24 protein-coding genes and 1 riboswitch are annotated in these 24333 nt (G+C 71.4%); of the genes, 6 read left to right on the forward strand and 18 right to left on the reverse strand.

All coding sequences use genetic code 11. The features are described 5' to 3' along the window. Positions 1 to 87: 87 nt before the first annotated feature. The 7 genes from ACSU6M_RS05600 to ACSU6M_RS05630 are packed head-to-tail and all read right to left on the reverse strand — an operon-like array spanning position 88 to position 4794. Positions 88 to 531, reverse strand: a complete 444-nt coding sequence (locus ACSU6M_RS05600) for a PH domain-containing protein (RefSeq protein WP_437067577.1) — start codon at positions 529 to 531, stop codon at positions 88 to 90. A 15-nt stretch (positions 532 to 546) separates the two neighbouring features. Continuing rightward, the gene (hisG, locus tag ACSU6M_RS05605) at positions 547 to 1395 is read right to left on the reverse strand and encodes an ATP phosphoribosyltransferase (protein ID WP_437067578.1); all 849 of its coding nucleotides are present in this window, start codon (positions 1393 to 1395) and stop codon (positions 547 to 549) included. Positions 1396 to 1444: 49 nt separating this feature from the next. Further along, positions 1445 to 1717, reverse strand: coding sequence for a phosphoribosyl-ATP diphosphatase (locus ACSU6M_RS05610; RefSeq protein ID WP_048458133.1), 273 nt, complete (start codon positions 1715 to 1717; stop codon positions 1445 to 1447). 34 nt (positions 1718 to 1751) lie between these two features. Then, complete coding sequence (gene ribH / locus ACSU6M_RS05615) at positions 1752 to 2237, reverse strand: 6,7-dimethyl-8-ribityllumazine synthase (protein WP_165996607.1); 486 nt, start codon at positions 2235 to 2237, stop codon at positions 1752 to 1754. A 24-nt stretch (positions 2238 to 2261) separates the two neighbouring features. Further along, positions 2262 to 3554, reverse strand: a complete 1293-nt coding sequence (locus ACSU6M_RS05620) for a bifunctional 3,4-dihydroxy-2-butanone-4-phosphate synthase/GTP cyclohydrolase II (RefSeq protein WP_437067579.1) — start codon at positions 3552 to 3554, stop codon at positions 2262 to 2264. Then, positions 3551 to 4192, reverse strand: a complete 642-nt coding sequence (locus ACSU6M_RS05625) for a nicotinamide mononucleotide transporter family protein (RefSeq protein WP_437067580.1) — start codon at positions 4190 to 4192, stop codon at positions 3551 to 3553. The genes ACSU6M_RS05620 and ACSU6M_RS05625 overlap by 4 nt, the downstream gene beginning before the upstream one ends. Continuing rightward, a complete protein-coding gene (locus ACSU6M_RS05630; RefSeq protein WP_437067582.1) occupies positions 4189 to 4794 on the reverse strand; it encodes a riboflavin synthase in 606 nt (201 codons plus the stop codon). The genes ACSU6M_RS05625 and ACSU6M_RS05630 overlap by 4 nt, the downstream gene beginning before the upstream one ends. Before the next feature lie 150 nt (positions 4795 to 4944). Beyond that, positions 4945 to 5075: riboswitch (FMN riboswitch) on the reverse strand. A gap of 186 nt (positions 5076 to 5261) precedes the next feature. On the opposite strand from ACSU6M_RS05630, the gene ACSU6M_RS05635 reads away from it, so the two are divergent. The 3 genes from ACSU6M_RS05635 to ACSU6M_RS05645 all read left to right on the forward strand — a co-directional run bounded on the left by ACSU6M_RS05635 (position 5262) and on the right by ACSU6M_RS05645 (position 9485). Next, on the forward strand, positions 5262 to 7622 hold the full coding sequence (locus tag ACSU6M_RS05635) for a chitinase C-terminal domain-containing protein (protein ID WP_437067583.1): 2361 nt from the start codon (positions 5262 to 5264) through the stop codon (positions 7620 to 7622). 120 nt (positions 7623 to 7742) lie between these two features. Beyond that, entirely contained in the window at positions 7743 to 8636 is an 894-nt protein-coding gene (locus tag ACSU6M_RS05640) for an RNA polymerase sigma-70 factor (protein WP_437067585.1), read from the forward strand. Positions 8637 to 8738: 102 nt separating this feature from the next. Continuing rightward, positions 8739 to 9485 carry an SDR family oxidoreductase gene (locus ACSU6M_RS05645; protein ID WP_437067587.1) on the forward strand — a complete coding sequence of 249 codons (747 nt, stop codon included), beginning with the start codon at positions 8739 to 8741 and terminating at the stop codon, positions 9483 to 9485. Between the two features lie 7 nt (positions 9486 to 9492). Here the strand turns inward: ACSU6M_RS05645 and ACSU6M_RS05650 are convergent, their stop codons facing one another. Continuing rightward, positions 9493 to 10788, reverse strand: coding sequence for an ROK family transcriptional regulator (locus ACSU6M_RS05650; RefSeq protein ID WP_437067588.1), 1296 nt, complete (start codon positions 10786 to 10788; stop codon positions 9493 to 9495). A gap of 93 nt (positions 10789 to 10881) precedes the next feature. Here ACSU6M_RS05650 and ACSU6M_RS05655 point away from each other — a divergent pair, with 93 nt between their 5' ends. Then, positions 10882 to 12096 (forward strand): MFS transporter, encoded by a 1215-nt coding sequence (locus tag ACSU6M_RS05655; RefSeq protein ID WP_437067590.1) that lies wholly within the window; start codon positions 10882 to 10884, stop codon positions 12094 to 12096. Here ACSU6M_RS05655 and ACSU6M_RS05660 read toward each other — a convergent pair. Continuing rightward, positions 12053 to 12514 carry an acyl-CoA thioesterase gene (locus ACSU6M_RS05660; RefSeq protein ID WP_437067591.1) on the reverse strand — a complete coding sequence of 154 codons (462 nt, stop codon included), beginning with the start codon at positions 12512 to 12514 and terminating at the stop codon, positions 12053 to 12055. The two genes, ACSU6M_RS05655 and ACSU6M_RS05660, sit on opposite strands and share 44 nt — an antisense overlap. 131 nt (positions 12515 to 12645) lie before the next feature. On the opposite strand from ACSU6M_RS05660, the gene ACSU6M_RS05665 reads away from it, so the two are divergent. Continuing rightward, the gene (locus ACSU6M_RS05665) at positions 12646 to 14055 is read left to right on the forward strand and encodes a uracil-xanthine permease family protein (protein WP_437067593.1); all 1410 of its coding nucleotides are present in this window, start codon (positions 12646 to 12648) and stop codon (positions 14053 to 14055) included. A gap of 74 nt (positions 14056 to 14129) precedes the next feature. Further along, entirely contained in the window at positions 14130 to 14816 is a 687-nt protein-coding gene (locus ACSU6M_RS05670) for a DUF5995 family protein (RefSeq protein ID WP_437067594.1), read from the forward strand. A gap of 183 nt (positions 14817 to 14999) precedes the next feature. Here ACSU6M_RS05670 and ACSU6M_RS05675 read toward each other — a convergent pair whose 3' ends face one another. From ACSU6M_RS05675 to rpe, 9 genes are all read right to left on the reverse strand, one after another. Further along, positions 15000 to 16700: a flavin monoamine oxidase family protein gene (locus ACSU6M_RS05675; protein ID WP_437067596.1), complete on the reverse strand. Its 1701-nt coding sequence runs from the start codon at positions 16698 to 16700 to the stop codon at positions 15000 to 15002. A 51-nt stretch (positions 16701 to 16751) separates the two neighbouring features. Continuing rightward, complete coding sequence (locus ACSU6M_RS05680) at positions 16752 to 17540, reverse strand: carbon-nitrogen hydrolase family protein (RefSeq protein ID WP_437067598.1); 789 nt, start codon at positions 17538 to 17540, stop codon at positions 16752 to 16754. A 331-nt stretch (positions 17541 to 17871) separates the two neighbouring features. Continuing rightward, on the reverse strand, positions 17872 to 18324 hold the full coding sequence (locus tag ACSU6M_RS05685; protein ID WP_093551890.1) for an Lrp/AsnC family transcriptional regulator: 453 nt from the start codon (positions 18322 to 18324) through the stop codon (positions 17872 to 17874). 10 nt (positions 18325 to 18334) lie between these two features. After that, positions 18335 to 19819 (reverse strand): amino acid permease, encoded by a 1485-nt coding sequence (locus ACSU6M_RS05690; protein ID WP_437067599.1) that lies wholly within the window; start codon positions 19817 to 19819, stop codon positions 18335 to 18337. A 325-nt stretch (positions 19820 to 20144) separates the two neighbouring features. Continuing rightward, on the reverse strand, positions 20145 to 21587 hold the full coding sequence (locus ACSU6M_RS05695) for a GuaB1 family IMP dehydrogenase-related protein (RefSeq protein WP_437067601.1): 1443 nt from the start codon (positions 21585 to 21587) through the stop codon (positions 20145 to 20147). 133 nt (positions 21588 to 21720) lie between these two features. Beyond that, the gene (locus ACSU6M_RS05700; RefSeq protein WP_437067602.1) at positions 21721 to 22014 is read right to left on the reverse strand and encodes a barstar family protein; all 294 of its coding nucleotides are present in this window, start codon (positions 22012 to 22014) and stop codon (positions 21721 to 21723) included. Further along, entirely contained in the window at positions 22011 to 22391 is a 381-nt protein-coding gene (locus ACSU6M_RS05705) for a ribonuclease domain-containing protein (RefSeq protein ID WP_437067604.1), read from the reverse strand. The genes ACSU6M_RS05700 and ACSU6M_RS05705 overlap by 4 nt, the downstream gene beginning before the upstream one ends. Before the next feature lie 40 nt (positions 22392 to 22431). Beyond that, positions 22432 to 23475, reverse strand: coding sequence for a sugar-binding transcriptional regulator (locus tag ACSU6M_RS05710; protein ID WP_437067606.1), 1044 nt, complete (start codon positions 23473 to 23475; stop codon positions 22432 to 22434). Positions 23476 to 23553: 78 nt separating this feature from the next. Beyond that, complete coding sequence (gene rpe / locus ACSU6M_RS05715; protein ID WP_437067608.1) at positions 23554 to 24240, reverse strand: ribulose-phosphate 3-epimerase; 687 nt, start codon at positions 24238 to 24240, stop codon at positions 23554 to 23556. Positions 24241 to 24333 lie beyond the last annotated feature (93 nt).

Consider the following 24333-nt stretch of genomic DNA (forward strand, 5'->3'; position numbering starts at 1 on the left):
GCACCACAGGGGCGGAGGCGCATCCGGTACGCCTCCGCCACCAGATTAGTCAAGACACGGGCGACTACGTCAGGGTGAACGCCACCGTCAGGCGGACGGCTCCCCCGAGCGCGCCTCGACCAGCGCCCGCAGGGCCCTGGCGTGGGCGATGGCCTGCTCCTTGGCGATGCCGGGCTGGATGCCGAGGGCGGGCTGGCTGGTGCCGTCGCTGAGGTCCAGGAACACCCAGGGGTCGCCGACCCGCAGGTTCACCTGGACGATCTCGGCCCATTCCAGGCGCCGGGTGCTGGCGAAGTTGACGACGGTGACGCCGCTCTCGTCGGCGACGACCTTGGGGCGGGCCAGCATCAGCACGACACCGGCGAGCAGGGCCGCGGTGAAGACGAAGCTGATCCGCTCGGCGGTGCTGAGCCGGTCCAGGAGCAGCGCGACCGCGGAGACCGTGGCGAAGATCGCGACGGCCGCGGTGAGCAGCACCGCGCGGGTGCGGCTCGGGCGGAAGGTGACGGGGAGGGCGGGGAGGTCCGACATCGTGGTGCTGCCCCCTCAGAGACGGCAGGCGTGGATGGCGGTGGTCAGGATGGCCCGCGCGCCGATGGCGTACAGGTCGTCCATGATCCGCTGCGCCTCCTTGGTCGGCACCATCGCGCGCACCGCGACCCAGCCCTCGTTGTGCAGCGGGGAGACGGTGGGGCCCTCCAGGCCCGGCGTGATGGCGACGGCCGCTTCCAGGTGCTCGGCGCGGATGTCGTAGTCCATCATCACGTAGGTGCGGGCGACCAGGACTCCCTGCAGGCGGCGCAGGAACTGCTGGACCTTGGGGTCGTCGGCGTCCGCCCCGGTACGGCGGATCACCAGCGCCTCGGACTTCATGATCGGCTCGCCGAAGACCTCCAGACCGGCGTTGCGCAGCGAGGTGCCGGTCTCGACGACGTCGGCGATGGCCTCGGCGACACCGAGCTCGATGGCGGTCTCCACGGCGCCGTCGAGGTGCACGACGGAGGCGTCGACGCCCAGGTCGGCCAGGTGCTGGGAGACGATCCCCTCGTAGGAGGTGGCGACGGTCCGGCCCTTGAGATCCTCGATGCTCGCGACCGCGCCCGGCTTGGCGGCGAAGCGGAAGGTGGAGCGGGCGAAGCCCAGCGGCAGGATCTCCTCGGCGTCGGCGCCGGAGTCGATCAGCAGGTCGCGGCCGGTGATGCCGATGTCGAGCTTGCCGGAGGAGACGTAGATCGCGATGTCGCGGGGGCGGAGGTAGAAGAACTCGACCTCGTTCTCCGGGTCGACGATCCGCAGCTCCTTGGACTCGCGGCGCTGCTGGTAGCCGGCCTCATGCAGCATCTCCGCCGCAGGGCCTGACAGGGAACCCTTGTTGGGGACGGCGATGCGCAGCATGAGGTCGGCTTCCTTTGCGTGGAGGGGTGGGTGGGGCTCTTGCGGGTGCTTACAGGTGGGCGTAGACGTCGTCGAGGGAGATGCCGCGGGCGACCATCATCACCTGGACGTGGTACAGCAGCTGCGAGATCTCCTCGGCGGCCGCCTCCTTGCCCTCGTACTCGGCGGCCATCCAGACCTCGGCGGCCTCTTCGACGACCTTCTTGCCGATGGCATGGACGCCCTTCTCGACCAGCTCTGCGGTGCGGGAAGTGGCGGGATCGCCGTGGGCGGCCTTGTGCTGGAGCTCGGTGAAGAGCTCCTCGAACGTCTTCTTGGACATGGTGGTCCTTACCCTACGCGCTCCCCGGCACCGCTCAGCGCCACGGTTCAGATACTGAACGCAGGGTGGCCGCGGTGGCGACGGCGGCGGTGACCGCCTCGTGCCCCTTGTCCTCGCTGGAGCCCTCCAGGCCGGCCCGGTCCAGGGCCTGCTCCTCGGTGTCGCAGGTGAGCACGCCGAAGCCGACGGGGACGCCGGTGTCGACGGAGACCTGGGTGAGGCCCTGGGTGACGCCCTGGCACACGTAGTCGAAGTGGGGGGTGCCGCCGCGGATGACGACGCCGAGGGCGACGATCGCGTCGTAGCCGCGCCCGGCGAGGACCTTGGCGACCACCGGGAGCTCCCAGCTGCCCGGGACCCTGAGCAGGGTCGGCTCGTCGATGCCCAGGTCGTGCAGGGCGCGCAGGGCGCCGTCGACCAGTCCGTCCATCACCTTCTCGTGCCACTGCGCCGCGATGACGGCGACCCGCAGGTCACCCACATTGCGTACGGACAGCTCCGGTGCGCCCTTGCCGCTCACGTTCTCTCGTCTCCTCGGGGTCTCTTACTGGTTGCCGCAGGTGGTGGTGACGGGAGCCGTCTCCAGCCAGGGCAGGTCGTGGCCCATCCGGTCCCGCTTGGTGCGCAGGTAGCGGAGGTTGTGCTCGCCCGCGGTGACGGGCATCGGCTCGCGCTCGGTGACGGCGATGCCGTGGCGGACGAGCGCGCCGGTCTTGTCGGGGTTGTTGGTCAGCAGCCGGACGCTGCGGACGCCGAGGTCCTTCAGCATCTGGGCGCCCGCCCCGTAGTCGCGGGCGTCGGCGGGCAGACCCAGTTCCAGGTTGGCGTCCAGGGTGTCGCGGCCGCGCTCCTGGAGCTCGTAGGCGCGCAGCTTGGACAGCAGTCCGATGCCGCGGCCCTCGTGCCCGCGCAGATAGACGACGACCCCGCGGCCCTCGGTCCGGATGCGCTCCAGGGACGCCTCCAGCTGGGGGCCGCAGTCGCAGCGCAGGGAGCCGAAGACATCGCCGGTGAGGCACTCGGAGTGCACCCGGACCAGGACGTTCTCGCCGTCGCCGAGGTCTCCGTGGACCAGGGCGACATGCTCGACCCCGTCGACGGTGGAGCGGTAGCCGTACGCCGTGAAGGTGCCGTGGGCGGTGGGCAGCTGGGTCTCGGCCTCGCGGCGGACGGTCGGCTCGCTGGAGCGGCGGTAGGCGATCAGGTCCTCGATGGAGATGATCGTCAGGCCGTGCTTGCGGGCGAAGGGGATCAGCTCGGGCAGGCGCAGCATGCGGCCGTCCTCGCCGGCGATCTCCACGATGGCGCCGGCCGGGCGCAGGCCCGCGAGGCGGGCGAGGTCGACGGCGGCCTCGGTGTGGCCGTTGCGGGTGAGCACGCCGCCGTCCTTGGCGCGCAGCGGGAAGATGTGGCCGGGGCGGACGAAGTCGTCGGCCCGCGCGGTGCCGCTCGCCAGGAGCTGGAGGGTGGTGGCGCGGTCGGCGGCGGAGATGCCGGTGGTCACGCCGTGGGCACCGGAGGCGTCGACGGAGACGGTGAACGCCGTCTTCATGGACTCCGTGTTGTCGGCGACCATCTGCGGGAGCCGGAGCCGGTCGAGTTCGTCGCCCTCCATGGGGGCGCAGATCAGGCCCCGGCACTCGCTCATCATGAAGGCGACGATCTCGGGGGTCGCGTGCTCGGCGGCGATGACGAGGTCGCCCTCGTTCTCGCGGTCCTCGTCGTCGACGACGACCACCGGGCGGCCGGCGGCGATGTCGGCGATGGCCTGCTCGATCGGGTCGAGCGCGAAGTGCTCGACGTCGTCGGTGCCGTAGAGGATCGATGCGGTGCTCATGCGGGCGCTCCTTCCAGGGCGGGCCGCGTGCTCCTGCGGGAGCGCAGCCACCAGTCGCGCATGCCCCACAGGACGAGCGCGCCGTAGATGACGTAGACGAAGCCGGAGAAGGCGTAGCCGTTGGCGAAGTTCAGGGGGACGCCGACGAGGTCGACGAGCAGCCAGGCGAACCAGAACTCGACCATGCCGCGGGCCTGGGCGTACATGGCGACGACGGTGCCGACGAAGATGTACGCGTCGGGCCAGGGGTCCCAGGAGAGGCTCGGGTATGCCTTGAAGAGCAGCGCCACCGCGACGGTGCCGGCGGCGGCCGCGGCGGCCATGGCGGCGCGCTCGGGCCAGGTGGCGAAGCGTACGGAGATATGGCCGTCCTCGGCGCGGTCCTTGCCGCGGTTCCACTGCCACCAGCCGTACAGCGCGACCAGCATCACGACGACCTGCTTGCCGGCGCTGCCGGTGAGGTGGCCGTAGAAGGCACCGAAGAGGATCAGGCCGGCGAGGAACTGCACGGGCCAGGTCCACACCGAGCGGCGCCAGCCGAGGGTGAGGGCGATCAGGCCGCAGATGTTGCCGACCATGTCCGACCAGATGATGTGCTGGTCGAACAGGACGAACGCCTCGGAGTTCAGCCAGTTCACTTCGGTTCCCCCCGACCGGTGGTGAGCAGGCGCTCGACGTACTTGGCGATGACGTCGACCTCGAGGTTGACCGGGTCGCCGGGCTGCTTGATGCCGAGCGTGGTCAGGGCGAGGGTGGTCGGGATGAGGCTGACGGTGAAGAAGTCGGGGCCGGCCTCGACGACGGTGAGGCTGATGCCGTCGACCGTGATCGAGCCCTTCTCGACGACATAGCGGGCGAGGTCCGCGGGGAGGGAGATCTTCACGATCTCCCAGTGCTCGGAGGGGGTGCGCTCGAGGACCGTGCCGGTGCCGTCGACGTGGCCCTGCACGATGTGGCCGCCGAGGCGGGCGCCGACGGCGGTGGGCCGTTCGAGGTTGACGCGGGAGCCGGTGGTGAGGGCGCCCAGGCTGGAGCGCTTGAGGGTCTCGGCCATCACGTCGGCGGTGAACTCGTCGCCCTCGTGGTCGACGACCGTGAGGCAGACGCCGTTGACGGCGATGGAGTCGCCGTGCTTCGCGCCCTCGGTGACGACGGGTCCGCGCAGCCGGAAGCGACAGGCGTCGTCGAGGGTCTCGACGGCGGTGACCTCGCCCAGCTCTTCGACGATTCCGGTGAACACTTCCCGGTCCTCCTGCCTCTTCGGGCACGGACTCCGGGGCTGTCGATGACGACAGAGAGTACGAGCGAGGACACCGGGGGCGACGCCGGACAGGGTTCGCCCGAAGGACGAACCGGTACGGCGGCGCGCACGGATGGATGTGCTCGCCCGCCGCGCACTGCCTCCCATCCGGACTTTAACCGTCGGTCCAGGAATTTCACCTGGTCAACCGGTCGCTGGAGGCGACCGGGTCGCGGACTGTAACCGCCGGTTCGGACTTTCACCGACCCCGGAGTGCGCTGCTACTGGTACATGGCCAGTCTGCCACGGCCGACAGTCGTCCATGCGGGTGATTCCTGTGGGGTGGCTCACATGTGCATGACGAGTCACGGTCATGCGCACATCGCCGCGGGATTGGTCCATACCTATTGACGCATTGGTCTAGTCCTCCCTAGGGTCTGCCCAACTTCCGTGGAGAGGAGCCGACTTTGCCTTCCCCCTCACGCCTGAGAGCCAGACCCGCGCTGGCCGCCGCGGCCGGTGCCGTCGCCGGTCTGCTGCTGGCCGGACTCCCGGCCGTCTCGCACGCCGCCGACCAGGAGTCCTGCCGCCCCGACGGGCTGTACCGGACGCCCGGCGTCGACGTCCCCTACTGTTCCGTCTACGACGCCGACGGGCGCGAGAAGATGGGCGCCGACCACCAGCGCCGGGTGATCGGCTACTTCACCGGCTGGCGCACCGGCAAGGACGGCACCCCCGCCTACCTCGCCTCGGACATCCCGTGGAACAAGATCACCCACATCAACTACGCCTTCGCGCACATCGACAGCTCCCACAGGATCTCGGTGGGAGCGGACGGCGCGAACAACGCGGCGACCGGGATGACCTGGCCGGGCGTGGCGGGCGCCGAGATGGACCCGGCGTACCCCTACAAGGGCCACTTCAACCTGCTGAACAAGTTCAAGAAGCAGCATCCGGACGTCAAGACGCTGATCTCGGTGGGCGGTTGGGCGGAGACCGGCGGCTACTTCGCCGACGACGGCACCCGCGTGAACTCCGGCGGCTTCTACTCGATGGCCACCAACGCCGACGGCTCGGTGAACCAGGCGGGCATCGACACCTTCGCGGACTCGGCCGTCGCCTTCCTGCGCAAGTACGGCTTCAACGGCGTCGACATCGACTACGAGTACCCGACGACCATGAAGGACGCGGGCAACCCGCTCGACTGGTCGATCTCCAACGCCCGCCGCGCCGGCCTGGTCAAGGGCTACGCGGCCCTGATGAAGACGCTGCGCGAGAAGCTCGACCGCGCGGGCGCCGCCGACGGCCGGCACTACCTCCTCACGGTGGCCGCGCCCTCCTCCGGCTATCTGCTGCGCGGCATGGAGACCTTCCAGGTCCAGAAGTACCTGGACTACGTCAACATCATGTCCTACGACCTGCACGGCGCCTGGAACGAGTACGTCGGCCCGAACGCCTCCCTCTTCGACGACGGCAAGGACGCGGAACTCGCCGCGGCGGGCGTCTACGGCAGCCAGCAGTACGGCGGCATCGGCTACCTCAACACCGACTGGGCGTACCACTACTTCCGCGGCTCAATGCCGGCCGGCCGCATCAACATCGGTCTGCCCTACTACACGCGCGGCTTCAAGAACGTCCAGGGCGGCACGGACGGTCTGTGGGGCAAGGCCGCCGCGACCAGCTGTCCGGCGGGCTCCGGTCTGACCAAGTGCGGTGACGGCGCGGTCGGCATCGACAACCTGTGGCACGACAAGGACACCAACGGGCAGGAGTCCCCGGCCGGTTCGAACCCGATGTGGCACGCCAAGAACCTGGAGAAGGGCGTCGTCGGCGACTACCTCACCCGGTACGGCTTCCCGGCCGGCACCAAGCTCACCGGCACCTACGCCCGCAGGTACGACTCCACGCTGGTCGCGCCCTGGCTGTGGAACGCCGAGAAGAAGGTGTTCCTGTCCACCGAGGACGAACAGTCGGTGGCCGCGAAGGCCGACTACGTCGTGGACCGCGGCATCGGCGGCACGATGGTGTGGGAGCTGGCGGGCGACTACGCCTGGAACGCGGCCAAGGGTCAGTACGAGCCCGGCTCCACGCTCACCTCGCTGATGTACGACAAGTTCAGGTCGGCGTCCCCGTACGGCGCGAAGGTCTCCAACAAGGCGCTGCCGGACAAGGCCGTGAACATCGGCGTGGAGTTCGGCGACTTCAAGCTGGGCGACTCCAACTACCCGATCACGCCCAAGGTGAGGATCACCAACCACACCAAGGCGACCCTGCCGGGCGGCACGGAGTTCCAGTTCGACTACTCCACCGCGGCGCCGGGCAACGCCTCCGACCAGTCGGGCTTCGGCACCAAGGTGATCAGCAGCGACCACACCGGCTCCAACGTCGGCGGGCTGAAGGGCGACTTCCACCGCGTCTCGCTGAAGCTGCCGAGCTGGCAGTCGCTGGCGCCGGGCGCGTCGGTGGAGCTGTCCTTCAACTACTACCTGCCGGTGTCCACGCCGTGGAACTGGACGGTGACCATCGCCGGCACGACGTACTCGCTGGCCGGGAATCTGGCGCGGGGCACGACGCTGGTGGAGCCGGGGACGACCACGCCGACCCCGACGCCCACGCCGACTCCGACGCCCACGCCCACGCCGACCCCGACCCCGACGCCGACCGGTGGGGCGTGCACGGCCCCGGCCTGGGACGCGGCCACGGCGTACACCGGGGGCAATACCGTGTCCCACAAGGGGCACTCGTGGAAGGCCAAGTGGTGGACGAAGGGCGAGGAGCCCGGCACCACCGGCGAATGGGGGGTCTGGCAGGACCTGGGTGCCTGCTGACCCCGAACGGACCGGCCCGGCGGCGGTGACGAAGGCCCTTGCCCGCCGCCGGGCCTCCCAGGCGCCGCCGCGGGACCTCCCAGGCGCCGCCGCGGTCGGGCCTTCTGGCAGGGTGAGGACATGACGACTGCCGCCGCGCTCGCCGACGAGTTCCAGACGCACCGTCCCCGGCTGTTCGGCCTCGCCTACCGCCTGCTCGGCTCCGCCGACGAGGCGGAGGACGCCGTCCAGGACGCCTGGCTGCGCTTCAGCGGCGCCGACCGGGCGGAGATCGAGCAGCCGGGGGCCTGGCTCGCCAAGGTCGTCACCAACCTCTGCCTCACCCGGCTGACCTCCGCACGGGCCCGCCGGGAGAGCTACGTCGGCACCTGGCTGCCCGAGCCGGTGCTCACCTCCGACGGCACCCTCGGCCCCCTGGAGTCCGCCGAGCAGCGCGAGGCCGTGTCCCTGGCCGTGCTGGTGCTCCTGGAGCGGCTGACGCCGACCGAGCGGGCCGTGTACGTGCTGCGCGAGGCGTTCGGGTACGGGCACCGGGAGATCGCGGAGGTGCTCGACCTCACCGAGGCGAACTGCCGCCAGCTGTACCGGCGGGCGGTGCGGCGGGTGGCCGCCGACGAGCACCGGTTCGATCCGGAGCCCGAGCGGCGGGAGCAGCTGGTCGCCTCCTTCCTCGGCGCCGCCCGCGACGGCGATCTGGCCGGCCTGGAGAAGCTGCTGGCCGCCGACGTCACCTGGTACAGCGACGGCGGCGGCAAGGTCTCCTCGGCCCGCCGCCCGGTCGAGGGGCGCGACAAGGTCGCCCGGCTGCTGCTCGGTGTCACCGAGCGCTATCTGGTCGGCGTCACCGTCGCGACGGCCGAGATCAACGGTGCCCCGTCGCTGGTGGCGTGGGCCGGCGACGAGCTGATCGCGGTGGCCGCGTTCGAGGTGCGGGACGGGCTGATCAGCGGGGTGCAGAACGTGATGAACCCGGAGAAGCTGGCCTTCGTACGGCGTCAGCTGGCCCGCGCCTGAGCGCGTCGGGCGAGGTTGTCACATTCCCAGGGGGCTGTGCGGTCCTGCTGTCGAAGGGCGTTCCGCTCCGGGACCGCCCGGCGTTCGAAGGGGCTGAAGAGCATGACCACGATCCTGGTGACCGGCGGGACCGGAACCCTCGGCCGGCACGTCACCGAGCGGCTGCGGGCGGACGGGCACGAGGTACGGGTGCTCAGCAGGCACGCCCAGCCGTATGCCGTGGACCTGCGCGAGGGGGGCGGCGGGCTCGGCGCGGCGGTGGAGGGCGTGGACACCGTGGTGCACTGCGCCACGATGCCGCGCGGCGGCGACGAGCGGGCGGCGGCGAACCTGATCGCGGCGGCGCGGCGGGCGGGGGTCGGCCATCTGGTCTACATCTCCATCGTGGGCGTGGACCGGGTGCCGTTCGGCTACTACCGGACCAAGCTCGCCGTCGAGCGGCTGGTGGAGGAGTCGGGGCTCGGCTGGACGACCCTGCGGACGACGCAGTTCCACGATCTGCTGGTCCAGTTGTTCGAGGTGCTGGCCAGGTCTCCGCTGATGCCACTGCCCGCCGGGGTGGCCGACCAGCCGGTCGAGGTCGGTGAGGTCGCCGACCGGCTGGTGGAGCTGGCCCTGGCCGCGCCCGCGGGGCGCGTGGAGGACATGGGCGGACCCGAGGTGCGGTCCTTCGCCTCGCTGGCCCGCGCGTATCTGGCGGCGGCCGGCCGGCGCCGGGCGCTGGTGAACGTGCCGCTGGCCGGCGCCACGTACCGCGCCTTTCGCGCGGGCGGTCATCTCACGCCGGGACTGGCCGTGGGCAAGGGCACGTTCGAGGAGTATCTGGAGCGGCGGTTCGGGGCGGCCTGAGCCGCGCTCACCGCTCCGGCGGTGCGAACAGCTCGTCCTGGGCGCGGTCCCGGGCGGTGAGCAGGGCGCCGCGCAGCACGGCACCCCCGCCGAGCGCGCTCGCCCGGACCTCGGTGGCCAGCGGCGACATCCGCCGGACCCGCTCCTCCACCAGCCCCGCCAGCAGCTCGCCCCCGGCCTGCCCGACCTCCCCGCCGAGGACCACGCATCCGGGGTCGAGCACGGCGGCGACGGAGGCGACACCGACGGCCAGCCGGTCGGCGAGGGCGTCCAGGAAGAGGGCCCGCTCCCCGGCGCCGTCCGCCACCGCTCCGCGCACCAGCGCCGCCGCCACCGGCTCCGCCCCCTCGGCACGCGCCGTCAGGCCGTACTCCCCCGCCAGCCGCTCGATCGCCGCCGCACCGGCGAGGGAGTGGAACCCGCCCTCGCAGTCGGTGGCGGAGGGCAGGGTGGCGGTGCCCGGGACCGGGAGGAATCCGATCTCACCGGTGCCGCCCGAGGCACCGCGGCGCAGTGCGCCGTCGAGGACGACGGCGGCGCCGGTGCCGTGGCCGAGCCAGAGGAGGACGAAGGTGTCGCGGTCACGGGCGGCGCCCTCGCGCTGCTCGGCCAGGGCGGCGAGGTTGGTCTCGTTCTCGACGGTGACGCGGGCCTCGGGCAGCCGTTCCTGGAGGGCGGCCACCAGACGCCGGTGCCAGGCGGGCAGCCCGCTGGAGTCACGGAGGTCGCCGGTCGCGGGGTCGATCAGACCGGGCGCGCCGATGCCGACGGTGTGCAGCTTTCCCCACGCTTCGACCGCCCGCCGCGCTTCGACCGTGCCCCGCGCTTCGGCCGTCCCCCGCGCCTCAACAGCCCCCCACCCCGCGCCCGGCTCTCCCGAGGGCGCCCCCCGCGCCCCCGCCTCCCCGGCCGCGCGCTCGACCAGCCCGACCGCCCGCTCCACCGCCGCTCCGGTGCCGCCCTCCCCGCCGACCGGCGTGGACGCCTGCGCGAGCACCCGGCCCAGCAGGTCGGAGACGACCACGGCGACGCTCTCCATCCGTACGTCGAGGGCCGCGAGATGGGCGCGCTCGGCGACGATGCCGTAGAGCTTGGCGTTGGGCCCCCGGCGCTGCTCCCCCGCCTCACCGACCACCTCGATGAGCCCGGCGGCGGTCAGCCGGTCGACGAGGTCGGCGACCGTCGGCCGGGACAGACCGGTCAGCTGCTTGAGCTGAGCCGCCGTCAGCGGGCCTTCTTCCTGCAGCAGTCGCAGGGCGAGCCGGTCGTTCAGGGCCCGGGCGGTGCTCGGTGATGCGGGCATGGGCGCATCTTATCCGCTATCTATCAGGCAGGGTTCCTGATAGTTTACGGACACATCCAACAGGCGGGGCACCGGTCCGGGAGGGGCAGGAAAATGGAGGCAGTGTCCTACGAGCTGCGCGATGTGCGGCGCGCCCGGTACGCCGTGGCCGCCGTGTTCGCCGTGCACGGCGCGGTGACCGGGTCGTTCGCCACGCGCGTGCCCTGGATCCAGGACCACGCGGGGGTGAGCGCCGGGCAGCTGGGCCTCGCGCTCGCCTTCCCCGCGCTCGGCGCGTCGCTCGCGATGCCCCTGGCGGGCCGGATCAGCCACACCTTCGGTGCCCGCAACGCGCTGCGCGGGCTGATCGCCCTGTGGACCCTGTCGCTCGTGCTGCCCGCGCTCGCCCCGAACCTACTCGCCCTGTGCCTGGCGCTGTTCGTCTACGGCGCCACGGCCGGCATGTCGGACGTGGCGATGAACGCGCTCGGCGTCGACGTCGAGAACCGTCTGGGCCGCTCGATCATGTCCGGGCTGCACGGCATGTGGAGCGCGGGTGCCCTGATCGGCTCGGCAGGCGGCACCCTCGCCGCGCATCTCGGCGCCGACGCCCGCCTGCACCACGTACTGGCCGCCGCGGTGCTGACCGTGCTGGGTGTGGCCGCCTGCGCCTGGGTGCTGGACCTCCAGCCGGCCGAGGACGAGGAGCCGCCGCCGAGGTTCGCGCTGCCGCCGAAGTCGGCGCTGCTGATCGGCGCGATCGGGTTCTGCGCGGTGTTCGCCGAGGGCGCCAGCCTGGACTGGTCGGCGGTCTATCTGCGCGACGAGCTGGAGGCGTCCGCGGGACTGGCCGCGGCGTGCACCACCGGCTTCACGCTCACCATGGCCGTGGCCCGGATCGCGGGCGACAAGGTGGTGGACCGCTTCGGCTCGGTGCGCACGGTCCGGGCGAGCGGTGTCCTTGCGGTGCTCGGCGGAGTGCTGATCGTGGCCGCGCCGCACCCGGCGATGGCGATGACCGGGTTCGCGCTGATGGGCCTCGGCATCGCGGTGGTCGTGCCGCTGTGCTTCGCCGCGGCCGGCCGCAGCGGCCCCAACCCCAGCCAGGCCATCGCGGGCGTCGCGACGATCACGTACACCTCGGGGCTGATCGCCCCGAGCGCGATCGGCGGGATCGCCCAGGCGACCAGCCTGGTGGTGTCCTTCGGTCTGGTGACCCTGCTGGCCGGCGGCCTGCTGGCGTTCGCGGGCGTGCTGCGGGCCGGTGACCGGGACCGGCCGAAGGTCAGCCGTCCGTCGGACGCAGCAGTGCCCGACCGGCGGCCCTGAACTCCTCGCTCCACGGCGCCGGGCGCAGCGTGTCCGCGTCCAGCCGCACCAGCACCCGGCTGCCGTGGGCGTAGGTCGTCGCCCCGTCGGCCGAGCAGAAGCGGAAGCCGTAGGTCAGGCCGGTGGTGCCGAGCCGGTCCAGCCACAGGTGGACGGCGTACTCGCCGGGCCGGGTGACCGGCGCCTCGTAGGCGATCCGCAGCTCCTTGACGGCGTTGCAGGCGTCGCCGGCCGCCGCCCAGTCACCGGCGTAGTGGAAGCCGTGGTCCTGCCACAGCGCGGCCCAGGCCCGCTCGACCATCAGCGGATAGCGGGCGTTGTGCAGCAGGCCGAGCGCGTCGAGATCGTCGAAGTGCACGGTGACGGGGACGAGCCGGCCGTACGACAGGGCGGGCGCGGTCGGGGCTTCGGCGGTCACGAGGGGTCTCCTGTGGTGGACGATTCAACCAAGCTGGAACGGCCCCCATCCTAAGCGGGCGCTCAGCATGCCCCGCGGGCAGGGACAATGGTCGGCGGTCAGCCACCCGTACGACGAAAGCGAAACCCCTCATGGATCTCGGCGTCCGCTGGAAACTGCACGGCGACGGACGCACCCCGGCCCCCGGCGCGGTGGTCCGGCCCGACGAGCGGCTGTCCTGGCCGCGCACGGTCGGGCTCGGCGCCCAGCACGTGGTGGCGATGTTCGGGGCGTCGTTCGTGGCGCCGGTCCTGATGGGCCTGGACCCCAATCTGGCGATCATGATGTCGGGCGTGGCGACGATCGTCTTCCTGCTCGCCACCCGCGGCAAGGTGCCCAGCTACCTCGGCTGCTCCCTGTCCTTCGTCGGCGTGGCCGCGGTGATCCGCGCCCAGGGCGGTACGAGCGCCACCGTCACCGGCGCGGTGTTCGTCGTCGGCGTCGCGCTCTTCCTGGTCGGTCTCGCGGTCCAGCGGTTCGGCGCGCGGATCATCCACGCGGCCATGCCGCCGATCGTCACCGGCGCGGTCGTGATGCTGATCGGCTTCAACCTGGCCCCGGTCACGGCCGCCACCTACTGGCCGCAGGACCAGTGGACGGCCCTGCTGGTGATGCTGTTCACCGGTCTCGCGGTCGTCTGCCTGCGCGGCTTCTGGTCCCGGGTCGCGATCTTCCTGGGTCTGGTCTTCGGATACGGCATCTCCTGGGCGTTCGACCGGATCTTCGGCAAGATCCACTCGGCGGACGGCAGCGGCAAGGTCACCGACCACTGGCGCCTGGACTTCTCCGCCGTCGGCAAGGCCGACTGGATCGGCCTGCCCGACCTGCACGGCCCCACCTTCCAGTGGTCGGCGATCCTGGTCGCGCTGCCCGTCGTCATCGCGCTGGTCGCCGAGAACGCCGGGCACGTCAAGGCGGTCGGCGAGATGACCGGCGACAAGCTCGACGACAGGCTGGGCACCGCGATCTCCGCCGACGGCGTCGCCTCGATGCTGTCCACCGCGGTCGGCGGCCCGCCCAACACCACGTACTCCGAGAACATCGGCGTGATGGCCGCGACCCGCGTCTACTCCACCGCCGCCTACTGGGCCGCCGCCGGCTTCGCCCTCCTGTTCGGCCTCTGCCCCAAGTTCGGCGCGGTCGTCGCCGCGATCCCGGGCGGTGTCCTCGGCGGCATCACCGTCATCCTCTACGGCATGATCGGCCTGCTCGGCGCCCAGATCTGGATCAACGCCAAGGTGGACCTGCGCAACCCTCTCAACCTGGTCCCGGCCGCCGCGGGCATCATCATCGGCGTCGGCAACGTCACCATGGAGTTCACCGACACCTTCTCGCTCAGCGGCATCGCCCTCGGCACGATCGTCGTCATCACCGGCTACCACGCGCTGCGCGCCTTCGCCCCGGCCCATCTGAAGACGCAGGAGCCGCTGCTGGACGAGGGCACGTCGTCGTACGACACGGAGGCGGACGCCGACGACGCGGCGCGGGGCGCGAAGCCGTAGCGCCGTTCCCCCGTTCTGGGGAAGCCTCGGGCCCGCCGGCACTCCCGTCGGCCCGGGGCTGGGACCCTGCCCCCATGGCGCAGTTGGAACACTTCACCACACCCGTCGACGAGGTCGTCTCCCGGATGCGCGCGCTGGACGCGGCCCTTCCCGCGCGGGACGGGGTCGCCGTCTTCAACCGTGTCTATCTGGCCGTGACCGAGGCGGTCGACCGGCAGCTGGCAGCGGGCCGGTTCCCGGATCCGAGGGCCGCGATCACGCTGGACGTGCGGTTCGCGGAGCGCTATCTGTCCGCCGTGGACGCGGCCGCCTCGGACGGCCGTCCCCCCGCCTGCTGGCGGCCGCTGTTCCAGTTCCGCCGCCATCCCGGCGTACGGCCGCTGCAGTTCGCGCTCGCCGGGATCAACGCGCACATCGGACACGATCTCGCGCTGGCCGTCGTGGACGCGTGCCGCAGCCTGGACTGCGAACCGGGCGAACTGGAGGACGAGTTCGACCGCGTGGGCGACCTCCTGGTGACGCTGGAGGAACGCATCCGCGAGGACCTGATGCCCGGCCCCGACCTGCTCCAGATCGCCGACCCGCTCACCCATCTCCTCGGCTCCTGGAGCCTGGAGCGGGCCCGCGACGCCACCTGGGCGGCGGCCCGTGCCCTGTGGGCGCTGCGCCGGCTCCCGGACGTCGCCGAGGAGTTCGTCGACCGCCTGGACGCGGCCGTCGGCTTCGCGGGACGCATGCTGCTCACACCCCTGCCCGGCTGACGGTCCGGGCGCGCGCTGTGCCCTGACTCGGACGACCGTGGTCGCGGGGGCGCCGGGCCGGCGCACCGCCCGGCACCGGCAGTTCTGACCGGCCGTCCCGGCATGGATCCGGAAACGTTGGAAAAGGCGCGGCCGGCCGGACTCGGGGGCTTCCGGCCGGCCGCGCCTCGATCAGGGGCCCGGTCAGTCCTCGGGCAGTTCCACCGGGGCGATCTCGTCGAAGACGTCGCCCGGGCCGGGGTTGGCGGCGTCGGTGGTGCCGCCGAAGTGGTGCATGACGCCCCAGACCGCGTTGAGCGCGGTCTGGATCGCGCCCTCGGCCCAGCCGGCCGTCCAGGAGATGTCGTCGCCGGCGAGGAAGATGCCGCGCTTGTCCTCGGGCAGCCGGTCCTGCATGAAGTGCGTGTACAGGCGGCGCTGGTAGCGGTAGTGGCCCGGCAGGTTGGCCTTGAACGCGCCCATGAAGTAGGGCTCGTTCTCCCAGGAGACCGTGACCGGGTTGCCGATGATGTGCTTGCGGATGTCGACCTTCGGGTAGATCTCGCCGAGCGACTTCAGCATGACCTCCATCCGCTCGTTCGCGGACAGCGGCAGCCACTTCAGGCTGTCGTCGCACCAGGTGTACGACAGGCAGATCACGGCCGGCTTGTCCGGACCGTCGTCGAGCAGGTAGGTGCCGCGGGTCATGCGGTCGGTCAGCGTCATCGACATGACGTCCCGGCCGGTCTCCTCGTCCTTGTCCAGCCAGAACGGCCGGTCGACCGGGACGAACAGCTTCGACGACTCCATGTAGTGGGTGCGCTCGATGGCCGTCCAGTGGTCGATCGGGAACAGCGCGTCGTCGCAGGCGATCTTGGACAGCAGCATCCAGGACTGGGCGGTGAAGATCGCCGCCTTGTAGGTGCGGATGTCGCCGTTGGCGTCGGTGACCGTGATCTGGTTGCCCGCGGTGCGGTGCAGCCGCGTCACGGCCGGCTTGGGCTGCCCGCCCTCGTGCAGCTTGGCGAGCGAGGTGCCGTACGCCCAGTGGACGATCTTCTCCGGCTCGCGCTCCCACAGGCGCAGCGGCAGCTGCTGGGAGCCGCCGACGATGCCGCGGTGGTGGTCGTCGGCCTCGGTGTAGACGACGCGCAGGATCTCCAGGATGGAGTTCGGGAAGTCGGTGTCCCAGCCGCCGGTGCCGAAGCCGACCTGGCCGAAGATCTCGCGGTGCCGGAAGGACTTGAACGCCTCGGACTCGCACAGGAAGCCGTAGAAGGTCTGGTTGTCCAGCTTCTCGACGAGCTTGGACCAGATCTCCCGGATGCGCGGCACGTCCCGCTCGCGCATCGCGCGGTTCATGTCGGAGAAGTCGGCGCCCTCCTCCAGGCACTTGTTCCACGCCGCGGCGACATCGCGGTAGACCTGCGGCAGGTCGTCGATGGTCTCGGCGTAGTGCGTCTCGCCCTTGAGGTCGACGACGGTCGACGGGGTGGCCTCGGCGAGCGGGTTCGGGAAGGGCCTGGTCTCCAGGCCGACCAGGTCGATGTAGTGCTGGAGGGCGGTGGAGGACGGCGGGAAGCGCATCGCGCCCATCTCCGCGGTCAGACCCTCGGTGTTCGGGCCGTCGAAGCCGACGGTGCGCAGCCGGCCGCCGATCTGGTCGGCCTCGTAGACGACGGGCTTCATGCCCATCTTCATCAGCTCGTAGGCGGCGACGATGCCGGACAGGCCGCCGCCGATGATCGCGACCTCGGTGCCGTGCTCGGTCGCCGGTATCTGGCCCAGGCCCGCCGGGTGGGCCAGGAAGTCGTCGTACGCGTACGGGAAGTCCGGGCCGAACATGGTGATCGGCGGCTGCTGCTCGTCGGCGTGCTCGACGGCGTTGGGCACGGTGGACGTCATGGGGTACGGACTCCTTGCGGGGACGAACTGGGAGAGGTTCTCGGCGAGCGCTCAGACGAGGGACCCGTACAGGCCGGGGCGCCGGTCCTTCAGATACGGGTTGTTCTCGCGGGAGGCGGCGAGGAAGGCGGGGTCGACGTCGGCGAGGACGAGCTGCTCCTGCCGGCCGGCGCGGGTGCGGGCGATGCCGTCGGGGCCGGCGAGGGTGGAGAGCCCGACGAACTCGAACTCGCCCTCGGCGCCGACGCGGTTGACGTACGCCACGTACATCTGGTTCTCGAAGGCCCGCACCGGCACCAGCGACTCGGCGACGAACTGGAAGGGGTGCATCTGCGCGGTCGGCACCAGCAGCAGGTCGGTGCCGGCCAGGGCGTGGGCGCGGACGTTCTCCGGGAACTCCACGTCGTAGCAGATCATCAGGCCGACGGTGAGGCCGTTCAGCTCGGCCTGCACGACCGGGGTGTCGCCCGGTGTGAAGTGGTCGCGCTCGAAGCAGCCGAACAGGTGGGTCTTGCGGTAGTTGGCCAGACGGGTGCCGTCGGCGGAGATCAGCTGGGCGGAGTTGTAGACGGTCTCGCCGTCGCGCTCCGGGTAGCCGTAGGCGATCGCCAGGCCGTGCCGGGCCGCCAGCTCGGCGATCGCGTCGGCGGCCTCACCGTCCGCGGACTCGGCGAGCCGCGCGATGTCGTCGCCGATCGCGTACCCGGTCAGGAACATCTCCGGCGCGGCCAGCAGCCCGGCACCCGCGGCGGCGGCCCGGCCCGCGGCCTCGTCGAGCACCTTCAGGTTCTCGACGGTCGAGCCGGGGCGGCCGGAGCTCTGGAGCAGGGCGGTACGCATACGGGTTCCTCACCGGGACGGGCGGGTCTGGGGGCGCCTCCGCGGATGAGTGCGGGGGCCATCTAGAAGGTACGGGCGCCCGACCGGGGCGGACAAGGCGCGGCCGTTGCGCGCCAGTGCACGGTTTGTTGCGTCGGATGCGGGGTGCACGGCGATTCGTTGCGCCCGTCGAGGGGGCGGTCGAGGTGCATCGGCGGCTGCGGGTGGTTCGTGGCTGGTCGCGCAGTTCCCCGCGCCCTTGAGGTACGTCCGGTGGACGCAGCCAAGGGGCGCGGGGAACTGCGCGACCGACCACTTACCGCCCGCAGCCGCCGGACGGCAGAAGCACCCCCTACGTCGGCGACCCCGAAGAAAACCTCCGCAGCAGCGGCGACAGCACCAGCACCGACTTGGTGCGCTCCACGAACGGCTCCCCCGCGATCCGCTCCAGGACCCGCTCGAAGTGCCGCATGTCGGAGGCGAAGACCTGGGCGACCGCGTCCGCGTCCCCGGTGACGGTGGACGCGGCCACGACCTCCTGGTACCGCTCCAGACCCCGCTGGATGGTCTCCGGCGAGGTGTTGCGGCGGCAGTAGATCTCGACGAACCCCTCGGTCTCCCAGCCAAGCGCCGCCGGGTCCACCCGGACGGTGAACCCGGTGATGGCGCCGGTGGCGCGCAGCCGGTCCACGCGCCGTTTGACGGCGGGCGCGGACAGGCCGACGAGCTGCCCGATGTCCGCGTAGGAGCGGCGGGCGTCCTCGGCGAGGGCGTGCACGATGCGTTCGTCGAGATCGTTCAGCACTGCGGGTGGTTCACTTCACTTCGGCTTCAGACGCCTCAGGCGTCGCGAGACGGGAACGGCGAAGGCCGTAACTGAAGTAGAACACGAGACCGGCGGCCATCCAGAAACCGAAGACCACCCAGGTGACGGTGTCGAGGCCGGAGAGGTTCCACAGGCAGAACCCGAAGCCCAGCACCGGCAGCAGGGGACCGAACGGCACCTTGAAGGAGCGCTCCAGCTCGGGCCGCTTGTAGCGCAGCACGATCACCGCGACGTTGACCAGGGCGAAGGCGAACAGCGTGCCGATGCTGGTGGCGTCGACGAGCTTGCCCAGCGGGATCATGGCGGCGAGGACACCGCAGAACAGGGACACGACCACGGTGTTGACGCGCGGGGTGCCGGTCTTGGTGTCCACCTTGCCGAGCGCCTTGGGCACCAGGCCGTCGCGGGCCATCGCGAAGAGGATGCGGGTCTGGCCGTAGAGCACGGTCAGCACCACGCTGGCGATGGAGATCACGGCGCCCAGGGCGAGCATCGTGCCCCAGAACGTCTGACCGCTGACGTCGTTCATGATCGCGGCGAGCGAGGCGTCGGAGCCCTCGAACTTCGTCCACTCCCAGGCGCCCACCGCGACCACCGCGACGAGCACGTACAGCGCGGTGACGATGAGCAGCGACAGCATGATCGCCCGCGGCAGGTCCTTCTTCGGGTTCTTCGCCTCGGCGCCCGCCGTGGAGGCCGCGTCGAAGCCGATGTAGGAGAAGAACAGCGTGCCGCTGGCGGCGGTGACACCGGCGATGCCGAGCGGCATGAAGTCGGCGTAGTTGCCGGACCGGAAGCCCGTGACGCCGACCGCGCAGAACAGCACCAGCGCGGCGATCTTCACCATGACCATGATGGTGTTGGCGCGGGCGGACTCGCGCGCACCGCCGAGCAGGAACACCATCGCCAGCAGCACGACCAGCAGGCCGGGCAGGTTGATGATGCCGCCCTCACCGGGCGCCGAGGACAGCGCGGTGGGGATGGTGACGCCGATGGTGCCGTCGAGCAGCTCGTTGAGGTACTCGCCCCAGCCGACGGCGACGGCGGCCACCGACACGCCGTACTCCAGGACCAGGCACCAGCCGCAGACCCAGGCGACGAGTTCGCCCATCGTTGCGTATGCGTACGAGTACGAGGAACCGGCGGCCGGGATGGAGCCCGCCAGCTCGGCGTAGGACAGCGCGGAGAAGAGGGCCGTCAGACCGGCGATGACGAAGGCCAGGGTGACGGCCGGGCCGGCCTCGGGGACGGCGTCGCCGAGGACGACGAAGATACCGGTGCCGAGCGTGGCACCGATGCTGATCATGGTGAGCTGCCACAGCCCGAGCGAGCGGCGCAGGCTGCCGCCCTCACCCTGGTCACTGTCGGCGACCAGGAGTTCGACGGGCTTCCTGCGCATCAGACGGGCGCCGAGCCCCGAGGACACGGGGGTGGTCTCACTGCGGTGGTGCGGGGGTGCGCCTTGGTCGAGCACGCGCGGCTCCTTAATCCTGCCGATCAGGGGGGGACGGGGATGTGGCGGCACCCCGTCCCGCAGGGTCCGCACACCGAGCGGAAACCCCGCCACGCCTCGTACAGCGCAGGAGCCTACGATCCCGGGCATTGCTGCCGTAATGCAGCAACCTTGCGTATGCCCGCAAGATCGTTGCGTTCATGGCCAGGGGGTGGACATTTGTTGCGGGAGGGCTTTCGAGTGTTGCGCGGGGCCGCTCCCAGGCGCGTGACCAGGCATTTCCCCGGACATACGACGACGGCCCCCGCCGAGGTGGCGGGGGCCGTCGGAAAAGGCGTCGCAGCCGTCAGCTCCAGCTGGCGTGCAGCGGCTTGCCCTCGGCGTAGCCGGCGGCGCTCTGGATGCCGACGATGGCCTTCTCGGCGAACTCCTCCAGGGAGCCCGCACCGGCGTAGGTGCAGGAGGAGCGGACACCCGCGATGATCGAGTCGATCAGGTCCTCGACACCCGGGCGGGCCGGGTCGAGGAACATCCGGGAGGTGGAGATGCCCTCCTCGAACAGCGCCTTGCGGGCGCGGTCGTAGGCGGACTCCTCGGAGGTGCGGTTGCGCACGGCACGCGCGGAGGCCATGCCGAACGACTCCTTGTAGGCACGGCCGTTGGCGTCGTGCTGGAGGTCGCCGGGCGACTCGTAGGTGCCGGCGAACCAGGAGCCGACCATCACGTTGGACGCGCCGGCGGCCAGCGCCATCGCCACGTCACGCGGGTGCCGGACACCGCCGTCGGCCCAGACGTGCTTGCCGTACTTCTTCGCCTCGGCGGCGCACTCCAGCACCGCGGAGAACTGCGGCCGGCCCACGCCGGTCATCATGCGGGTGGTGCACATGGCGCCGGGACCGACACCGACCTTGATGATGTCCGCGCCCGCGTCGATCAGATCCTTGACGCCCTCGGCGGAGACGATGTTGCCCGCGACGATCGGCACCTGCGGGTCGAGCGCCCGCACCACCTTGATCGCGTTGATCATCGACTCCTGGTGGCCGTGCGCGGTGTCGATGACGAGCGTGTCGACGCCCGCGTCCAGCAGCTGCTTGGCCTTGCCGGCCACATCGCCGTTGATGCCGACGGCGGCGGCGATGCGCAGCCTGCCGTTCGCGTCCACGGCCGGGGTGTACAGGGTGGCCCGCAGCGCGCCCTTGCGGGTCAGGATGCCGGCCAGCTTGCCGTCCTGGTCGACGGCCGGGGCGTAGCGGCGGTTGTGGTGGTCGAGGGTGTTGAACGCCTCGCGCGGGTCGATGTCGGCGTCCAGCAGGAGCAGGTCCTTGGACATGACGACTTCGAGCTGGGTGAAGCGGTCGACGCCGGAGAGGTCGGCGTCGGTGACGACACCGATGGGCCGCTGGTTCTCGTCGACGACGACACCGGCGTTGTGCGCCCGCTTGGGCAGCAGGGACAGCGCGTCGGCGACGGTCTGGTGGGGGGCCAGCACGATCGGCGTGTCCAGCACCAGGTGGCGGCTCTTGACCCAGGAGACGACCTCGGTGACGACCTCGATCGGGATGTCCTGCGGAATGACCACGAGGCCGCCGCGCCGGGCCACGGTCTCGGCCATGCGGCGGCCGGCGATCGCGGTCATGTTGGCCACGACGAGCGGGATCGTGGTGCCCGTGCCGTCCGGCGAGCTGAGGTCCACACCCTGCCGGGAACCGACCGCGCTGCGGCTCGGCACCATGAAGACGTCGTCGTACGTCAGGTCGTACGAGGGCTGGATGTCATTGAGGAAACGCACGTGCTGCACATCCCAGTCGATCAGAGGTGGCCCCCGGACAGGACAGCCAGGGGGGCGAAGAGCACGTACTTCATTGTCCCATGTCGGCCGGAATGCCGTGCACGGTCGGTTCATCCAGGCTACGCAGGGTGCGTTAGGAGGATCCTCCGAGGGCGAGGGCCACGGTGGGCACGGAGGCGTGCGAGAAGACGTCGAGGGCGGTCTCCCACTCCCGCGGCCGCGCCTCGGCGTAGGGCCGCCAGTTCTCCACGAGGAGGAGCACGCCGGCCTCCTGGGGCCACACCCCCGGATCGGACAGGCAGTCGGCGAGGGCGTCCCAGTTGCGGCCGAACCAGTCCGGCAGGCGCAGGTCCCGGGCGCAGCGGTCCATCAGACCGGCCTTGTCGGTGACCCCGTCGAGGTCGAGGGTGACGACGTCCTTCGTCATCTCAGCACCGCCCGGAAGCTGTCGTAATGATCGTCGGTGTAGTAGACCTCGCCGCCCCGGCCGGTGACCAGCCGCCGGGCGCCGCGGTCGCGCTCGCCCGGCGTGCGCACGGTGTACTCGCGGTAGTACCCGCGCTCGCGGTCCGGCAGGAGCCCCTCGAAGTTCCCGAAGACGGTGCCGTCGCGCTCGTACGGGAACGGCCCGCCCCGGTCGATGAGCGCCAGCGTCTCGCGGGCCTCGGCGGGCAGGTCGGAGACGCGGACGGTGGCCATGCCGTCGGCCCAGGAGGGGGCCGGCTGCTCGGCGCTCCCGGCGCACGCCGCGAGCAGGACCAGGACGAGACAGGCGAGCACCCTGGGGACGGACCGCAGCAGCATGTCGCCGATGCTGCCACGACCGCCCCTGGGGCACCCGCTGTCAGGCTCCGTCCGGGTCGGCCCGGTTCAGCGCGGGCTTCGGCGTCGGACCGGCGGTCATCAGGTAGTCCGCGGCCGAGGTGTCCGTCACCAGCGAGGTGACCAGCCCCGAGCGCAGTACGGCGTCGATCGCGGCCGCCTTGCGCTGCCCGCCCGCGATCGCGACGACCTCGGGGATACGGCGGAGCTGGTCGGCCTTGACCGTGATGCACCGCTCCCCCAGGTCCCGGCCCACCCGGCGGCCCTGCGCGTCGAAGAGGTGCGCGGACATCTCGGCGGCGACCCCGAGCGAGGCGTAGTGCGCCCGCTCCTCGTCGCTGAGCATGTCGTGCACCGTGGAGATGCCCGGCTCCCAGGAGCCGATGGACACACAGGCGACGGTGACCTTGTCGAAGTACTCGAACGCCCGCGCGATACCGGTCTGGTGCCGCAGCGCCTGCGCGGTGGCCACGTCCGGCAGCAGCATCGGCGCGTAGATGGGGTGCGCGTCGCCGCCGGAGACCTGCGCGGCGCGCCGCACGGCCTCCACCGAACCGCGCTCGGCGGTCCCGGCGTCGTACACGCCCGTCAGCTGCACCACCGTGCAGGGCGGCAGCCGGTCGAGCGCCGCCGCCATGTGGATGGTGGACCGGCCCCAGGCCAGCCCCAGCACGTCCCCCTCGTTCACCAGCTCGCCGAGCAGATCGGCGGCGACCTCACCGAGGTTCTCGGGGTCGGGCGTCTCCTCCGACTCGGGAGGGGACTCGACCACGACGGCGTGCCTCAGGCCGTAGCGGGCGCGCAGCGCGTCGGAGCGCTCGGCGTCCAGCTCGGCAGGGACGCGGATCTCGATACGCACGAGATCCCGTTCGAGGGCGGTCTCCAGGACCCGGGCCACCTTGAAGCGGCTGACGCCGAACTCCTCCGCGATCTGGATCTTGGATTTGCCCTCGAGGTAGAAGCGGCGGGCCATGGCCGCCGCCTGCACCAGCTCAGCGGGTCCCATCCGCATGGCTGACCGGCCCGCCGACATACCCGACACGGCGATCTCCTCACTGCTGTTCACACTCTGGATTCGCCGTTCATCCTTGCAGATGTGGCGCGTTCGATCCGCCCCGATGGGCGCCGTTCATGTTCCTGACGCTCAGTGGTCGCACGCCCACGACGCCTTGGCGGTCGCCGAGTCCGCCTGGGCGCGCAGCGCGCGGACCGCTTCGGCCGGGTCCTCGGCGTTGTAGACGGCCGATCCGGCCACGAAGACATCGGCGCCGGCGTCGGCGCACTGCTCGATGGTGGACGCCGAGACCCCGCCGTCGACCTGGAGCCACAGCTGCAGCCCGTGCTTGCTGATCAGCTCCCGGGTGCGGCGGATCTTCGGCAGCATGATGTCGAGGAACGCCTGGCCGCCGAAGCCCGGCTCGACCGTCATGATCAGCAGCATGTCCAGTTCGGGCAGCAGGTCCTCGTACGGCTCGATGGGCGTCGCCGGCTTCAGCGCCATGGAGGCGCGCGCGCCCTTGGCCCGGATCTCGCGGGCGAGCCGCACCGGGGCGGCGGCCGCCTCGACGTGGAAGGTGACGGAGGAGGCACCCGCCTCGACGTACTGGGGCGCCCAGCGGTCGGGGGCCTCGATCATCAGATGGCAGTCCAGCGGGGTGTCCGTCGCACGGGCGAGCGACTCCACGACCGGCACGCCGAGCGTGAGGTTCGGGACGAAGTGGTTGTCCATGACGTCGACGTGGAGCCAGTCGGCTCCCTCGACCGCCTTGGCCTCGTCCGCGAGGCGGGCGAAGTCGGCGGACAGGATGCTGGGGTTGATCTGCGCGGCCATGCACCAAGCCTATGCGCTGCGCCGGGCTTGAGCGGTGGGGGTACCGGGGGCGGCGGTGGCTGGGCGGGTGCGGGTCGGTTTGTGGTTGCTCGC

The organism is Streptomyces sp. enrichment culture (genome assembly GCF_964272895.1).
Taxonomy (GTDB): Bacteria; Actinomycetota; Actinomycetes; order Streptomycetales; family Streptomycetaceae; genus Streptomyces.

What these genes read in the sequence shown, in the direction of transcription:
- ACSU6M_RS05680 (WP_437067598.1), bottom strand. Translation starts at nt 17,540, where the DNA reads ATGCGTACCGCCCTGCTCCAGAGCTCCGGCCGCCCCGGCTCGACCGTC.
- ACSU6M_RS05600 (WP_437067577.1), bottom strand. Translation starts at nt 531, where the DNA reads ATGTCGGACCTCCCCGCCCTCCCCGTCACCTTCCGCCCGAGCCGCACC.
- ACSU6M_RS05675 (WP_437067596.1), bottom strand. Translation starts at nt 16,700, where the DNA reads ATGACGTCCACCGTGCCCAACGCCGTCGAGCACGCCGACGAGCAGCAG.
- ACSU6M_RS05610 (WP_048458133.1), bottom strand. Translation starts at nt 1,717, where the DNA reads ATGTCCAAGAAGACGTTCGAGGAGCTCTTCACCGAGCTCCAGCACAAG.
- ACSU6M_RS05700 (WP_437067602.1), bottom strand. Translation starts at nt 22,014, where the DNA reads ATGACGAAGGACGTCGTCACCCTCGACCTCGACGGGGTCACCGACAAG.
- hisG (WP_437067578.1), bottom strand. Translation starts at nt 1,395, where the DNA reads ATGCTGCGCATCGCCGTCCCCAACAAGGGTTCCCTGTCAGGCCCTGCG.
- ACSU6M_RS05705 (WP_437067604.1), bottom strand. Translation starts at nt 22,391, where the DNA reads ATGCTGCTGCGGTCCGTCCCCAGGGTGCTCGCCTGTCTCGTCCTGGTC.
- ACSU6M_RS05620 (WP_437067579.1), bottom strand. Translation starts at nt 3,554, where the DNA reads ATGAGCACCGCATCGATCCTCTACGGCACCGACGACGTCGAGCACTTC.
- ACSU6M_RS05655 (WP_437067590.1), top strand. Translation starts at nt 10,882, where the DNA reads ATGGAGGCAGTGTCCTACGAGCTGCGCGATGTGCGGCGCGCCCGGTAC.
- ACSU6M_RS05650 (WP_437067588.1), bottom strand. Translation starts at nt 10,788, where the DNA reads ATGCCCGCATCACCGAGCACCGCCCGGGCCCTGAACGACCGGCTCGCC.
- ACSU6M_RS05665 (WP_437067593.1), top strand. Translation starts at nt 12,646, where the DNA reads ATGGATCTCGGCGTCCGCTGGAAACTGCACGGCGACGGACGCACCCCG.
- ACSU6M_RS05645 (WP_437067587.1), top strand. Translation starts at nt 8,739, where the DNA reads ATGACCACGATCCTGGTGACCGGCGGGACCGGAACCCTCGGCCGGCAC.
- rpe (WP_437067608.1), bottom strand. Translation starts at nt 24,240, where the DNA reads ATGGCCGCGCAGATCAACCCCAGCATCCTGTCCGCCGACTTCGCCCGC.
- ACSU6M_RS05640 (WP_437067585.1), top strand. Translation starts at nt 7,743, where the DNA reads ATGACGACTGCCGCCGCGCTCGCCGACGAGTTCCAGACGCACCGTCCC.
- ACSU6M_RS05670 (WP_437067594.1), top strand. Translation starts at nt 14,130, where the DNA reads ATGGCGCAGTTGGAACACTTCACCACACCCGTCGACGAGGTCGTCTCC.